The sequence below is a fragment of the Micromonospora sp. NBC_00858 genome (assembly GCF_045207365.1).
Taxonomy (GTDB): domain Bacteria; phylum Actinomycetota; class Actinomycetes; order Mycobacteriales; family Micromonosporaceae; genus Micromonospora.
This window is the reverse complement of the sequence record NZ_CP108828.1, coordinates 972350-986343: the sequence shown is the minus strand read 5'-3', so window position 1 is coordinate 986343 and position 13994 is coordinate 972350. Positions and strand designations below refer to the sequence as shown.

The window sequence follows — 13994 nt, the reverse complement described above, 5'->3', positions numbered from 1 at the left end:
CTTATGATCGGGGGGCAGCTGCGGGATCGGCATGCGTTGCCGCCGCGGATCATCGAATCGAGGCAAGGGAGCGGGTGTGGCCCTCAAGGGGCAGAATCGGATGGCGTGGATTGGCGTCGCCGTCGGCGTCCTCCTGCTCGTCACGGCCGCGGCCACTGCGGCCGGTTGGCGTGACGACCCCGCCCCGTCGACCGCCTCGACGGCGTCGGACAACGGCCGGCTCAGTCATGTGCACGGGATCGGCGTGAATCCCGCCGATGGGCAGCTGTATGTGGCCACCCACCACGGAGTATTCCGGCTTTCCGAAATGGCGGCGGACCGGGTCGGGGACGGCCGACAGGACACCATGGGCTTCACGGTGAGCGGCCCTAACGAGTTCCTCGCCTCCGGTCACCCAGCCCCAGACGAGGACGGGCCGGCGCGCCTGGGGCTGATCCACAGCAACGACGCCGGCCGCTCCTGGCAGGGTCTGTCTCTGGCCGGGCAGGCCGACTTTCACCTGCTGCGCTTCTCTGGCGGCGTGGTGTATGGCCTCGATTCGAGCAGCGGCGCCCTGATGGCCAGCAGTGACCGGATGACCTGGGAGAACCGCTCCACGCTCGAGGCCCACGATTTGGCGGTCGATCCCCACCGCCCGGGAACCCTGCTGGCCAGCACCGATCAGGGGCTGCGCCGCTCGATCGACGGCGGCCGCACCTGGACGCCGGCCGGCGGCCCGCCTGCGGTGTTGCTGCACTGGTCCTCGCGGGAGCTGGTGGCGATCACGGTGGACGGCACGCCGGTGCGCTCCGTCGACGCGGCGGCGACCTGGTCGTCCGCCCCTGGCCGGGCACCAGGTGCCGCGGCCGCTCTGACCGTGCACGAGAACGTGATCTACCTGGCCACCCGGGACGGCCGGGTGCTGCGTAGCCCCGACGCGGGCGTGACGTGGCAGTCGATGCTGCCCTGAGCCGGGGCCCAGGTGGCTTGCCCCCGCCGTTGTGCCGGCGGCCCGGTCGGATGATTCCGATCGGGCCGCCGTTTCTGCCTGGTCAGTGCTGCCCGGGAGTGAGCTTGACCCGGCGCAGCAGCTGCGCGTTCAGCGCCACCACGATGGTGGAGACGGACATCAGCACCGCTCCCACCGCCGGGCTGAGTGTGACCCCGGCCCAGGCCAGCGCGCCAGCCGCGAGGGGAATGGCCACCACGTTGTACCCGGCGGCCCAGGCCAGGTTCTGGGTCATCTTGCGGTACGACGCCCGGGACAGCCGGATCACGCCGGTGACACCACGTGGGTCCGAGGATGCCAGGATCACCCCGGCGGACTCGATCGCGACGTCCGTGCCGGCCCCGATGGCCAGGCCCACGTCGGCGCGGGCCAGGGCGGGAGCGTCGTTGACGCCGTCGCCGACCATCGCCACGGTCAGACCCCGGGCCTGCAGGTCGGCGACCGCCTGGTCCTTGTCGGCGGGCAGCACCTCGGCGAACACCTCGTCCACCCCGGGCCGGAAGCCCAGGTCGGCGGCGACCGCCTCGGCGACCGAGCGTGCATCTCCGGTGATCATGACGATCTTCTTGACGCCCTGTTCGCGTAGCTCGGCAATGGCCTCGCGAGCCTCGGGACGGACCTCGTCCTCGAGGGCGAACGCGCCGACCGCGGTCGCCTGACCGGCCTGCGGCAGGCGGATCAGGTGCAGCACCGCCGCGCCGCGCGCCGACCAACCTTGCGCTGCGCTCGCCAGCTCGTCGGGGACCGCGGCGCCAAGCTCCCGTAGTAGAGCTGGGCCGCCCACCGCCCAGGTGGCGTTGTCGACGACAGCTTGGACTCCTCTACCGGTCAGGGATCGGAAGTCGCGGGCGCTCGCCCGCAGCCCGCGGTCCTGAGCGACCTTGACCAGAGCCTTGGCGAGGGGGTGTTCGCTGTCTGCCTCGACCGCGCCGGCGATGCGCAACACGTCGTTCTCGTTGACGCCGCTGGCCGCGGCGGTGGCGGTGACGGTGTGCGCGCCCTTTGTCAGGGTGCCGGTCTTGTCGAACAGCACCGCGTCGACGGTGCGCATCCGCTCCAAGGCGAGGCGGTCCTTGATCAGGATGCCGGCCTTCGCCGACACCGCGGTGGACAGTGCGATCACCAGCGGGATCGCCAGCCCGAGTGCGTGGGGGCAGGCGATGACCAGGACCGTCACCGTCCGCACCACGGACTGGTCGAGATCACCCAGCGCCCACCATGAAGCGAAGGTGACCAGCGCGGCGGCGGTGGCGACGTAGAAGAGCATCGCGGCGAACCGGTCAGCCAGCACCTGCGCCCGGCCGCTGGAGGCCTGTGCCTGCGCCACGAGCCGACCGATGCCGGCCAGAGCGGTGTCGTCCCCTACGGCGTCGACCTGGACCCGTAGCGCGGAGTCGGTCGCCACCGTGCCGGCCACGACCCGGTCCCCGACGCCCCGCGGCACCGGCCGGGACTCCCCCGTGATCATCGACTCGTCCAATTCCGCGGTCCCGTCGACGATCCGGCCGTCGGCCGGTACCCGGGCACCAGAGCGAACCAGTACCACGTCGGCGACCCTCAGCTCGGACACTGGCACCCGATGCACGGCGCCGTCGTCGTCGACCCGTTCGGCGTCGTCGGGCAGCAGTGCTGCCAGCGCGGCGAGGGCGCCCTGTGCCTGGCCGATCGCCTTCATCTCCTGCCAGTGGCCCAGCAGCATGATGGTGACCAGCGCGGCCAGCTCCCACCAGAAGTCCAGATCGAACGCGCCGAGGCTGGTGGCCAGCGACGCGATGTAGGCCACCGTGATCGCCATCGAGATCAGCAGCATCATCCCCGGAGCCCGGTCACGGACCTCGCGGACGCCGCCGAGCAGGAACGGCCAGCCTCCGTAGAAGAAGACCACGGACCCCAGAACCGGGCCAACCCAGCTCATGCCGGGGAAGTCGAGCGTGTAGCCGAACCAGTCCATCACCATGTGGCTGGTCGCCACGATCGGAACCGTCAGCGCGAGGCTCAGCCAGAACTTGCGCCGAAACTGCTCCGGGTCGTGCCCCGCGTGCTTGTCATGACCCCCGTGCCCCCCAGAGGATCCGTGCCCCCCATGATCGTGGTGCCCGCCCTTGTGGCTGTCCGTGGGTCGGGCACCGCCGGCATGCCCGCCATGCGATCCGCCCGTGGGTTGCTCGCTCACCTGCACCTGATGTCCATCGTGTCGCGCCTCAGCGGGGATGACCGTCGGTTCGGTGTGGGTCGTGTGTTCGTGTCTCATGCCGTCCACCTCCAACCGGTACCATATACCCCCTAGGGGTATCCGGCAACCAGTCACGTGGCGAAGGGCCGCTACCTGCGGCGACGCAGTTTTGCGCAGTGAGGTGGGGTGTGAACAGGTACCCCTACCCGGGACCCGTATGGATGCTGCAGCCTTGCCCGGCGGGCTCCTTGCGTGTTGACGAATCCACGGTGCAGCGGGCTGAATTGCTCGGCCGAACGGGACGGCAGGGACAGGCCTACACTTAGGCATTGCTGCCATTGCACTGGCCGTTGTGGTCATCAGGGCACTAGGCACTCAGTGCGGCGGGCAACTCTTGGGATGGCGGCTTCGGGCGCCGAGACACCAAATAGCCACCCAAACAGGGCACACACTCGTGAAATCCCCCCATGTTCCGCGCCGCCGCGGCGAGACTCGCACATGACATCACGGCCCAGGCCGACGACCGCTCGGCCGCCGTTTCGGACCGAGGAGCTGTCATGACGCCCGCCATCAGCCGCCGTCGGTTGCTCGTCGGATTGGCGGGCGCGGTGGGGGTGGCTGCAAGCACCGACACCGCCGCCTGGGCCGACGGCGCTGTCGGCCCTCCGGTCGTGACTCCGCATGATGACCTGGTGCCTCGCGTCGAGGTGGGCCGTCGGCGGCCCGGCGCGGGCACGGTGACCGCGACGCTGCATCCACGGCCGGTCACTGTCGACCTGGGCGGACCGCGGGTGCGGACCTGGGGATACACGGACGACCTGCCTGGCCCTCTGATCAGGGCTCGCGCCGGTGACCTTATCCGGGTCGATGTGCTCAACGGACTGCCCGCCGACACCAGTGTTCACTGGCACGGCATCGCGCTGCGCAACGACATGGATGGCGTTCCCGGTCTCACCCAGGCGCCGATCTCCCTCGGCGCTCAGCACCGCTACGAGTTCATCGTCCCCGACCCGGGCACGTACTTCTACCACCCGCACTCCGGGCTGCAGCTCGACCGGGCGCTGTACGGGGTTCTCGTCGTTGACGACCCGCACGACGCCGGCGGCTATGACCACGAGTGGATCGTGGTGCTCGACGACTGGGTCGACGGCACCGGCCGCACCCCGGAGGAGGTGCTCGCCGCGCTAACCGCGATGTCCGGCCACGGTGACATGCCGGAAATGGATCATGGCGGCCGGGGCGACATGCCCGGCGTGGGCGACGGCGCCATGGACGGCACGGGCCCGGGCGACATGGGCGGGCACGGGGATATGGCCGGGATGGAGACGATGACCTCGCCGCTGCTGGGCGGCGCCGGGGACGTCGCTTACCCCCATTACCTGATCAACGGCCGTGTCCCCGCCGCACCGGTCACCTTCCGCGCCAGGCCGGGGCAGCGGGTGCGGATCCGGGTGGTCAACGCCGGCTCCGACACGGCGTTCCGGGTGGCGCTGGGTGGGCATCGGATGACCGTGACGCACACTGACGGTTTCCCTGTCGTCCCGACGACGACCGACGCGCTCGTGCTCGGGATGGGCGAGCGGGTCGATGTCACAGCGGAACTCGCTGACGGGGTGTTCCCGCTGGTCGCCGCCGCGGAGGGAAAGCGTGGGCGAGGGCTCGCCCTGGTGCGCACCTGCGCGGGGGACCCGCCCTCGGCTATGGACCGGCCGGTCGAACTGGACCGGCGTGTGCTCCTCACCCACACGCTGCGGGCCGCGGACAGCGTGGCGCTGACTGGGCAGCGACCGGACCGGGTGCACCGGCTGGTGCTGGGTGGGTCGATGACGCCCTACCGATGGACGATCAACGGCGTGACCTTTGACCACGCTGACCCGCTCCTGGTCGAGCGAGGCGAGCGGGTGCGGCTCGAATTCGTCAACCGCACCACGATGTTCCACCCCATGCACCTGCACGGGCACACCTTCGCCGTAACCGGCGGCGGCGCCCGCAAGGACACCGTCATCGTCACCCCGCACCGGACGGTCGCCGTGGACTTCGACGCCACGAACCCCGGTCAGTGGATGACCCACTGCCACAACGTCTACCACGGGCAGGCGGGCATGATGGCGAATTTGGCGTACCGGCGGTGACAGCCCGTCCCGCCCAACGATGGACGCGGAGCACCGGCCTTTGCTCGTGGCGAGGCCAATGAGAAACCGCCTGACCCCCGGCCTTCCCGCCCCGCGCCAACCATTGCCGCAGTCGTGGCGATCCTCGTCCGGGACGCGGGCGGCCGCATGTGGATCCCCGCCGGCTTGCCCCTATGGGCCGCTGGCCACGGTCCACACCACTCCCCCGGCCAGACCGGCGGCAAGGCTGAGGGCGGCGGCCGTGACCGCGGTGATCGGAGACCATTGCCGCCGAAAGCGGGTCTCTCCTCGCGCGGACGCGTCTCGTTGCGGCTGACGGTAGGTGGGGACAATCCAGCGCAGGTAGTAGAACAGGCTGAGCAGGGTGTTGATGAAGACGACGACGGCGAGCCAGCCGTGGCCGCCGTCCCAGGCGGCGGTGGCGGTGGTGAGCTTGCCGACGAACACCCCGGTGGGTGGGGTGCCAACCAGTCCGAGGAGCGCCACGACCAGGGCGGCGGCGAGCCATGGGCGCTGGGTCGCCAGGCCTTGGTAATCGCCGAGATCCCGGCGGTCGGGCAGGGCGGCGGTGACGGCGAAGGCGGCGATGTTCGTCACCGTGTAAGCGGTGAGGTAGACCAGCAGCGACGGCAGCGCCAGGTCGCTGTTGCCAGCCACCACCACGGGCACGAGCACGAACCCGACCTGACTGACCGTCGACCAGCCGAGTAGCCGCCGCGGGTCGGATTGCCAGTACGCCGCCAGGTTGCCCAGGGTCATGCTCGCCACCGCGACGGTCGCGATCAACGCCGGCCAGGGCACCGCGTCGGGCAGGATGCCGACCAGGCGGTACACCGCGACCATCGCTCCGATCTTGGGCACCGTGGTCAGGAACGTCGCCGCTGTGGCATTGGCACCCTGCGCCGCGTCGGGCACCCAGAAGTGGCCGGGTACCCCGCCGGCTTTGAACATCAGCCCGGCCACGAGCGCGACGAGGGCCCCGGTCACCGCCGCCGGTGGCACGTCAGCCAGAGCGTTGGTGAGTTCGGCGTAGCCGGTGCTACCGGTGAGTCCGGACAGGATCGTCACGCCGAGTAGGAGCAGGATGCCGAACAGCGCCCCCATGAGATACGTCTTCATCGCTGCCTCGGCGCCTCGGGCGGTGAACACGAGACCGATGAGCCCGTAGAGCGGGATGGTGGCGAGGAGGAAACCCGCGGCGAGGACGAGCAGGTCGTGGGCGCCGGCGAGCAGCACGGTTCCCGCGGCGCCGAAGAGCAGCAGCGCGCAGGTCTCGCTCTCCCGTGCCGTTCCGGCGATTTCGTCGGCGGCCAGCATGAGCACCAGCAGCGTCGCGGCCGAGGCGAGGATCCGGGCCACGCCGGTGGCGGTGTCGACGGTGTAACTGTCATCGAAGGCTGTCCGTGCGGGCCCGGCCATCCCTATCGCGGCGGTGACGATGACCGCGAGGAGGACGCCGGCGGTGAGGACCCGAATCATCCACTGCTGGTGTCGGGGGACGAACGAGCCGCCGAGCAGGGCGGTGAGCGCTCCGACGACGAGCAGCATCTCGGGCAGCAGCAACAGCGGCCGCATCATCTCCGTCTCCACCGGCTACCTCCCGACGAGGTCGATGACGCTGGCGGCGGCGGGTTCGATGACGTCGAGCAGCGGACGCGGCAGAACGCCGAACAGCAGGGAGAGCAGTAGCAGCGGGCCGACCGACCACACCTCGGCGGGGTGCAGGTCGGTGAAGCCGACCGAATGGCCCCTGGTGTCGCCGGTGAAGACGCGTTGCAGCGCGCGCAGGAACAGCGCGGCGGTGATCAGGATGCCGAGGATCGCCACGGCGGTGGCTGGGGCGGCGGCGACGCTGCCGGTGAAGATCTGAAACTCGGCGATGAAGCCAGTGAACGCCGGCAGGCCCAGGGAGGCGAACGCGCCGACGGCGAAGAGCGCCGCGAAGCTGGGTGCTGTGGCGGCGAGTCCGCCGTACTCCCGCATGTCGTAGCTGGCGGCGCGGTCCCGTAGGACGCCGGTGAGCAGGAACAGCGCGGCGGTGATCAGGCCGTGGCTGACCATCTGGGTGACCGCGCCGGTCACCGCGATTGTCCGGGCCTGCGCGGTGTCGGTGGCTACCAGGCCCGCGACGCCGACGGCGAGGACGATGTAGCCCATGTGGTTGACCGACGTGTAGGCGATCATGCGTTTGAGGTTGGTCTGGGCCAGGGCAACGAGCGCTCCGTAGAGCACCGACACCACGCCCACGACGATGATGACCCAGGCCCAGGCGCGCCACGACTGGGGCAGCATCGGCATGGCGATGCGCACGAAGCCGTAGGTGCCCATCTTCAGCAGCACCCCGGCCAGCACCGCCGAGCCGACGGCGGGGGCGTCGGTGTGTGCCGGCGGCAGCCAGGTGTGGAAGGGAACCGTGGGGGTCTTCACCGCGAGGCCGATCAGGATCGCGGCGAGCACCAGCCCGCCGGCGAGGGGCCGCCCGGCCAACGGTGTGGCCGCGGCGAGCGCCGGCATGTCGAAGGTGTGCGGATCGGCGGCGACGTACAGGCCGATGAATCCGACGAGCAGCGCCAGCGAGCCGAGGAACGTGTAGAGGAAGAACTTCATCGCCGAGCGCCCCGGGTCGCCGTGGCCCCATCCGGCGATTACGAAGTACATGCCGACGATGGACAGGTCGAAGAAGACGAAGAAGAGGATCAGGTCGGCGGCGATGAACAGACCGAGGCTGACGCTCTGCAGGAACAGGAACAGCGCGGCTTGCACGCGCGGGCGGTGACGGTTGCGCAGCGCGTACACCGCGCAGGCCAGAAAGATCACCGTGGTCATCGCGACCAGCGGTAGGGACAGACCGTCGACGCCCAGGTGGTAGCTGCTGTTCACGCCGGGGATCCATGCCGCCTGCTCCTCGAAGGCCAGACCACCGGGTGCCGGGGTGTCGTAGCGCAGCCAGAGCCCGACGATCAGCGCGAGGTCGACGGCGGTGACCGCCACCCACGCCCAGCGGGCGATCCGGTCGCTCAGCCGCGGGAGGACGGCCAGGATCAAACCGGCGACGAGGGGCAGAAAAATGATCACGCTGAGCACGGCTCACCCCAACGCCACGAGGAGGACGACGCCGACGAGGAGGACCACGACGGCTTGCAGGTAGTAGTGGTGCAGTTGGCCGGTCTGCGGCCGGCGGGCCAGCCGACCCAGCCGACGCACCCTGGCGGCCAGGTGTTCCACCGCCTCGTCGAGCCACCGGTCATCGGCCCGCGCCGCGCGCGCCGCGACCCGCATCGACAGTTCGGAGGTTGATGTCACGGCACGGTCAACAACCCGGTCGTCGAAGCGGGCGGCGCGGCGACTCAGCGACACCACGGCCCGAGCGGCGCCGGTGATTGCGCGGTCCACGACCCGGTCGTCGAACCGGGCCAGGGCGTTCGCGCAGCGCAGCGTGGGGCGCGTCACGAGCACTGACGCGGCCGCCTGCAGCCCCATCCAGCGCAGCGCCCAGCGCGGCTCCGGCAACCGTCGGCGGGCGAGGACCACCATCAGGACCCCGAGGGTGACAGCCGCCGACACGACCAACTCCCGGGCAGAGGCGTGAAAGCCGCCGGCCTCGCCGACGGCCCGGGCGACGGTGCTGGCGAGCGGCGGGAGCGCCAGCAGACCGGCGTACGCGGCGCCCACCGCCAGCAGCACCAGAGGTACTCGCTGCAGCAGCGTCACGCGCCGGTTGCCCCGCTCCTCCTCGTCGAAGTGGGCCTCCACCTCGGCCCGGCGGTCGGCGGGTACCCGCGGCCAGATGACGACGAGGATCTTCGCGGCGTAGGCGGCGGACAGCGCCGACGCGGCGAGGCCGGTGGCATACAGCCAGGGCGACTGCTCGCCGACGGCGGTGAGGACGGCGTCCTTGGTCGCCCACAGCGACAGCGGTGCGATCCCCGCGAGAGCGAGCGCACCGACCGTGGCCGACCAGCCGACCAGCCGCCACCGCCCGACGACCCCGCGCAGGCCGGCGAGCCGCTTGGTGCCCAACGCGGTCAGCCACACCCCGGCGGCCAGGAACAGCAGCGCCTTGGTCGCGGCGTGCGCGACGAGGTGCGCGGCGCCGCCGGCGACCGTTCCGGCGCCAGCGGCCATCACCACGAAGCCGAGTTGGGCGGCGGTGGAGGCGGCCAGCAGCTGCTTGAGGTCCCGCTGCGCCACCGCCACCGCTGCGAGCAGCAGCGCGGTCGCGGCACCGAACCCGGTGGTCACCGGGCCCGCCCACCCGGTGGCGGCGAGCAGCGGCTGGACCCGCAGCAGCAGGTAGCCGCCCATCGCCACCATGGCCGCCGAGTGCAGCAGGGCGCTCACCGCGCTCGGGCCGGCCATCGCCCGGGAGAGCCAGAACGAGAACGGCAGCTGCGCGGCCTTGCCTAACGCGGCGACCAGGATGCCGGCGGCGATCACGTGCCGCCATCCCGGGCTGCTCTGTGATAAATCCGCCAGGGCCAGGCCCGCGCCGCCGGCGAGCGCTGCCCCGGCGGCGGCGTAGAGGCCCAGGTCGGCGGCGCGGGTGGTGAGGAATGCGGTGAGGCCGGCTGACATCCGGTCCTCGTCGCGCCACCGAAAACCGATCAACGCGTACGACGCGGCACCCATGATCTCCCACGCCAGCAGCAGCGCCGGCAGTGTCGCCGCCGCCGCGGTGAACGCGACCGCGGCGGCGAAGATCAGCATCAGCCCGTGGAACCGGGCGGTCGACGCGTGGATCTCCCCGGTCGAGGCGAGGAGCACCAGCAGGGTCACCACGGTGAGCGTGGGCAGGATCAGGGCGGCGAGCCCGTCGACGGCCAGCGCGAGGTCGGTGCCGGCCAGGAAGGGCACCGACACCGCCGGGCGGGCGGCTGCCACCACCGCCGACAGGCCCACCATCGCGGTGGCGGTCGCCAAGGAGATGGGGACGGCGACTCGGTTCGCCCGCCGGGCGGCGGCGAGCAGAGCACCGACGCCTGCCGGCAGGACCACCAGCAGCCACAGGCACACCTGCGCCAAATCCCTCATCCGGAAAGGTCCGCAGCCATGTCGGTCATATCGGCCCGGCGTAACCGGTGCAACAGGGTGGCCACCGCGAAGCCCATCGCCATCTCCACGGTCATCGCCGCGATGATCACCAACAGCAGCACCTGCCCGGATGGATCCGGGGCGAGAAACCACCAGAAACCGGCGGCGGCCAGGATGAGACCGTTGAGCATCAGCTCGAGGCCCATCATCACCATCACCACGACCTGCTGGGACAGCGCGCCGTACAGGCCCACGCTGAACAGGGCCGCCGCCACCAGCAGCACGGTCTGCAGGGTCATCGGCCGACCCCACCCGGTTGCGGGTCGTGTGCGGGACGGCGGCGCAGATCGTCACCGAAGCGGTCGTAGCGGGTACGGTGCGCTGCCAGCACCACGCCAGCCACGATCGTGACCGCCATGACCACGCCGACGGTGATCATCGCCAGCATCTTCGGGCCCATCAGCTCCTCACCGAGCGCGGCCGTCACGTCCTCGGCAGGGGCGCCGCGGCGGGCCGGCCACGGAACGAGCAGCACCCCGGCGGTCAGGGCGACAAACACACCGACGGCCACAGCCAGGGCGTATCGCTTGTCGTGGACCATGCTCATCGGCATCAGCGCCGGGTTCATGCCCATGAACATCACCATGTAGACGGCCATCACGGCCATCTCCATCACCATCATCAGGATCGTCACCACACCGATGTAGTTCTGCTGAAGCAGCAGCACCTGCACCCCGACCGCGATGAACGACAGCGCGAGCGAATAGCTGGCCCGGGCCATCGAGTTGACCCAGAAAACGGCGGCCCCGCTGAGCACGGCGACGACGGCGAGCACCCAGAACGAGATGGCGGTGATCATCGTTCAGGTTCTCCACACTGCGACGACGGCGACGAGTAGATCCTGGACAAGCACGGCGGGTAGAAGCACCACCCACCCGACCTCCATGAACAGGTCCGGCCGGAGAGCGGGCAGCCGGCGGCGCAGCCACACAAAGACAGCGAGCAGGGCGCCCGTCTTTACCAGCACCCAGGCCCAGCCGGGCAGCAGCGGACCGTTGCCACCTCCCAGGAACATCGGTACGGCGAACGCGGCTCCCGCGGCCAGTAAGGCATAGCGTCCGCCCTGGAACACCAGCCGGTCGACGCCGGACAACTCCGTGGTGACGCCGCCAGCGATGTCGGAGCCCAGCGCTGGCGTGAACGGTCCCCAGACCGCAATCGCGACTACCCCAGTGCAGAAGACGAGGAACGCGACGGGCATCCATACCACGAACCACAGGCCCGCCTGCGCTGCCGCAACCGCCCCGACGTTGAGGCTCGATGCGGCGACCGCCGGCGCCACGAGCGCGAACATCAGCGGGAGTTCAAAGGCCAGTCCGTGAGCCAGGAAGCGGTAGCCCCCGATCAGCGAGTGCGTGGAGTTGGCGCCCCACCCGGTCAGCCACACGAACGCCCACGCCAGGACGTCCATCGCGTTGAACCACACCACCCCCACGTCGAGGTCGAACAGCGTCCACTGCCCCAGTGGCACGACCGTCACGATCATCAACGCCATGAACAGCAGACCGGAACTGCCGATCCGCCACAGCAAGGTGTCGGCCGCGACAGTCGTTCTGCGCCGCTGCCGAACAAGCCGCGCCGTCTCCCCCAGCGGTCGAGTCATCCCCGACGGCCCGACGCCCGCTGTCCGCGCCGAGAAAAGCCCGTCAAGAACCGCGGCGAAGGCCACGAGGAGACCCAAGATCGCTGCCGCAGCGAGTGCCCACCCGGCGGAAATCGTCGTGACGGTCGAGTCAGGCATGCGCCACCCCGCTCGCCGCCGACAGCGGGTCGAGGTCAAGGCTGGCGACGACCAACCGCGCAGTGGCGATGTCCAGCCCCTGCACCACATCACCGACCTTGACGATCGGCACGTGCTCGCTGGCGTCGCTGCTCCCGCTGTCAGAGCCGGCGATGTCACCGGCCGCTCGCTGGATCATGGAAAGCAGGCGGTCGTGGGTGTCTCCGCGCAGATGGCCGGGAAGATCCAGACGCGCGAGGTCAGCCGCAGAAAGGTACCCGACTCCTCGCAGCGACCACCGCAGCAGCCACGAACGCTTGACGCGGCGATGCAGCCGGTCGAGGTCCCGGGCCGTCGTCCGCCGGTCCCCGTCGCTCAACAGCCGGTCACGCAGACGCCGGGCGCGGCCGGCCGCGTCCTGCCAACCCGTGAGGGCGAGCAGTCCTGCGGCGTTGTCGCAGCGACGCGCCGCACGATGGTGAGTGCGCCTCACGCCAGCGTGGTGGCGCGCGTCGTGGGCGTCGACCAGGGTGACCTCTGCGTGGACGATGAGGTCGCCCTGCAACGAGCAGCGTAGGACAAGGCCCGTCGGCCAATACGGCAGCACCGGACCCAGACGAAGGTGCAGGACGTCCAGCTCCAGGCCGTCGCGGTCCTCGCCTCCGCGAGCCATCGGGATCCCGGCCGGCGCCATGTCCATGCCGCCGTGACTCATCCCGCCGTGACCCATGCCGGCGTGGCCCATGTCCATGCCGTGGCCCATGCCACCGCGATCGCCACTTTCGCCATGACCTCCGGCCTCGCCATGGTCCATTGCGCTGTGTTCAGCGTGACCGCCGTCGTCCATCTCGCCCTTGCCGACATGAGTGCCATGGCGGCCGTGTTCGTGGCCGCCGTCGCGCCCCTCCGGTTCGTTGTCACGGGGCTGCTCGCCATCAGGCGTGGCCGATCGATCCTGGCTGTCGTCGCGCTGCAGGCTCAGATCGAGGAGCTTGGCGGCGGCGCTCTCAAACGCCGCCGCCGCGAGGTGCGGTGCATCGATCTGGACCCGGGCGCGTGGCCTGGGCAACTGCTCCCACAGCCTTGCGGCAATCGCTGCCATCTCTGGACCCGGGGTGCCGCAGAGTGCCAGCACGTCCGCGTCCGCGGGCGACGAGGCGAACAGCCAGCCCCGGGCAAGGAGGTGCTGCTCGGCCGCGGCGCGCGTCAGCCAGTGTCCCGGCACCTCCACGAGGAGGACGTGGGCGTGGTTAACCGCGTACCTGGCCAGCGCGTTGCTCAGACCCACCGCAGAGCCCCCTCCCTCCAGGCCCACACCACCGCGACGAAGACCGCACCGAGGAAGAGGAACATCTCGACGATCGCCGTGGCGCCCATCTCGGCAACGACGACCGCCCAGGGGTACATAAAGAGCATTTCCACGTCGAATGCGAGAAACAGCAGGGTCGAGAGGTACCACCGGACGTGGTACCGGGACAGCGCGTGTTCCTCGGGCCTCCACCCGGACTGGAACGGCAGCACCGCGAGGGGGTCGGGCGCGAGGGCGAGCAGGCGGTGCAGGCCGTACAACCCGGCGACGAAGACAACCGCCACCAGTGCCATCGCGGCGGCTCCTGCATACATTTCGCCTCCTCCTGATCATTACGAGCATGCCCGTCCGGGAGGATCAATGGCCGCATATCCGCCCGAAGGTGAGGCGTGCGCCAGAGACATCAGCCGGCCACCGAGCTGCCACAAGCAGGCGTAGCGCAAGGACAGCCGGTAGCACGGTTAGAAACAGCGGACGGCGCTCGCCCGGTGACGCCATCTCTGTCGGCAACGATGAGGTGCCACCCCCGCCGCGGATTGACGCTCCTGCCGCCTACTATCTACTGATAGTAGGCGGTGCGG

11 protein-coding genes are annotated in these 13994 nt (G+C 70.4%); 2 read left to right on the top strand and 9 right to left on the bottom strand.

Annotated elements, in window-relative coordinates:
- Positions 1–100 precede the first annotated feature (100 nt).
- Positions 101–949, top strand: a complete 849-nt coding sequence (locus OG990_RS04545; protein WP_406079100.1) for a F510_1955 family glycosylhydrolase — start codon at positions 101–103, stop codon at positions 947–949.
- An 82-nt stretch (positions 950–1031) separates the two neighbouring features.
- Here the strand turns inward: OG990_RS04545 and OG990_RS04540 are convergent, their stop codons facing one another.
- The gene (locus OG990_RS04540) at positions 1032–3239 is read right to left on the bottom strand and encodes a heavy metal translocating P-type ATPase (protein WP_406079099.1); all 2208 of its coding nucleotides are present in this window, start codon (positions 3237–3239) and stop codon (positions 1032–1034) included.
- Between the two features lie 479 nt (positions 3240–3718).
- Here OG990_RS04540 and OG990_RS04535 point away from each other — a divergent pair, with 479 nt between their 5' ends.
- The gene (locus tag OG990_RS04535) at positions 3719–5293 is read left to right on the top strand and encodes a multicopper oxidase family protein (RefSeq protein ID WP_406079098.1); all 1575 of its coding nucleotides are present in this window, start codon (positions 3719–3721) and stop codon (positions 5291–5293) included.
- 171 nt (positions 5294–5464) lie between these two features.
- Here OG990_RS04535 and OG990_RS04530 read toward each other — a convergent pair whose 3' ends face one another.
- From OG990_RS04530 to OG990_RS04495, 8 genes are read right to left on the bottom strand one after another with little or no spacing between them, the layout of a single operon-like run.
- Complete coding sequence (locus tag OG990_RS04530) at positions 5465–6883, bottom strand: NADH-quinone oxidoreductase subunit N (protein ID WP_406079097.1); 1419 nt, start codon at positions 6881–6883, stop codon at positions 5465–5467.
- A 3-nt stretch (positions 6884–6886) separates the two neighbouring features.
- Entirely contained in the window at positions 6887–8377 is a 1491-nt protein-coding gene (locus OG990_RS04525) for a NuoM family protein (protein ID WP_406079095.1), read from the bottom strand.
- A gap of 3 nt (positions 8378–8380) precedes the next feature.
- Positions 8381–10324, bottom strand: coding sequence for a proton-conducting transporter membrane subunit (locus OG990_RS04520; RefSeq protein ID WP_406079094.1), 1944 nt, complete (start codon positions 10322–10324; stop codon positions 8381–8383).
- Entirely contained in the window at positions 10321–10623 is a 303-nt protein-coding gene (locus tag OG990_RS04515) for an NADH-quinone oxidoreductase subunit NuoK (protein ID WP_406079093.1), read from the bottom strand. Before OG990_RS04515 ends, OG990_RS04520 begins: the two co-directional genes overlap by 4 nt.
- Entirely contained in the window at positions 10620–11183 is a 564-nt protein-coding gene (locus OG990_RS04510; RefSeq protein WP_406079092.1) for an NADH-quinone oxidoreductase subunit J, read from the bottom strand. The genes OG990_RS04515 and OG990_RS04510 overlap by 4 nt, the downstream gene beginning before the upstream one ends.
- A 3-nt stretch (positions 11184–11186) precedes the next feature.
- Positions 11187–12125: an NADH-quinone oxidoreductase subunit H gene (locus tag OG990_RS04505; RefSeq protein WP_406079091.1), complete on the bottom strand. Its 939-nt coding sequence runs from the start codon at positions 12123–12125 to the stop codon at positions 11187–11189.
- Entirely contained in the window at positions 12118–13392 is a 1275-nt protein-coding gene (locus tag OG990_RS04500) for a hypothetical protein (protein WP_406079090.1), read from the bottom strand. Before OG990_RS04500 ends, OG990_RS04505 begins: the two co-directional genes overlap by 8 nt.
- The gene (locus tag OG990_RS04495) at positions 13383–13706 is read right to left on the bottom strand and encodes an NADH-quinone oxidoreductase subunit A (protein ID WP_328426721.1); all 324 of its coding nucleotides are present in this window, start codon (positions 13704–13706) and stop codon (positions 13383–13385) included. The genes OG990_RS04500 and OG990_RS04495 overlap by 10 nt, the downstream gene beginning before the upstream one ends.
- Between the last annotated feature and the right edge of the window lie 288 nt (positions 13707–13994).

What these genes read in the sequence shown, in the direction of transcription:
- OG990_RS04540 (WP_406079099.1), bottom strand. Translation starts at nt 3,239, where the DNA reads ATGAGACACGAACACACGACCCACACCGAACCGACGGTCATCCCCGCT.
- OG990_RS04495 (WP_328426721.1), bottom strand. Translation starts at nt 13,706, where the DNA reads ATGGCACTGGTGGCGGTTGTCTTCGTCGCCGGGTTGTACGGCCTGCAC.
- OG990_RS04510 (WP_406079092.1), bottom strand. Translation starts at nt 11,183, where the DNA reads ATGATCACCGCCATCTCGTTCTGGGTGCTCGCCGTCGTCGCCGTGCTC.
- OG990_RS04505 (WP_406079091.1), bottom strand. Translation starts at nt 12,125, where the DNA reads ATGCCTGACTCGACCGTCACGACGATTTCCGCCGGGTGGGCACTCGCT.
- OG990_RS04515 (WP_406079093.1), bottom strand. Translation starts at nt 10,623, where the DNA reads ATGACCCTGCAGACCGTGCTGCTGGTGGCGGCGGCCCTGTTCAGCGTG.
- OG990_RS04535 (WP_406079098.1), top strand. Translation starts at nt 3,719, where the DNA reads ATGACGCCCGCCATCAGCCGCCGTCGGTTGCTCGTCGGATTGGCGGGC.
- OG990_RS04520 (WP_406079094.1), bottom strand. Translation starts at nt 10,324, where the DNA reads ATGAGGGATTTGGCGCAGGTGTGCCTGTGGCTGCTGGTGGTCCTGCCG.
- OG990_RS04545 (WP_406079100.1), top strand. Translation starts at nt 101, where the DNA reads ATGGCGTGGATTGGCGTCGCCGTCGGCGTCCTCCTGCTCGTCACGGCC.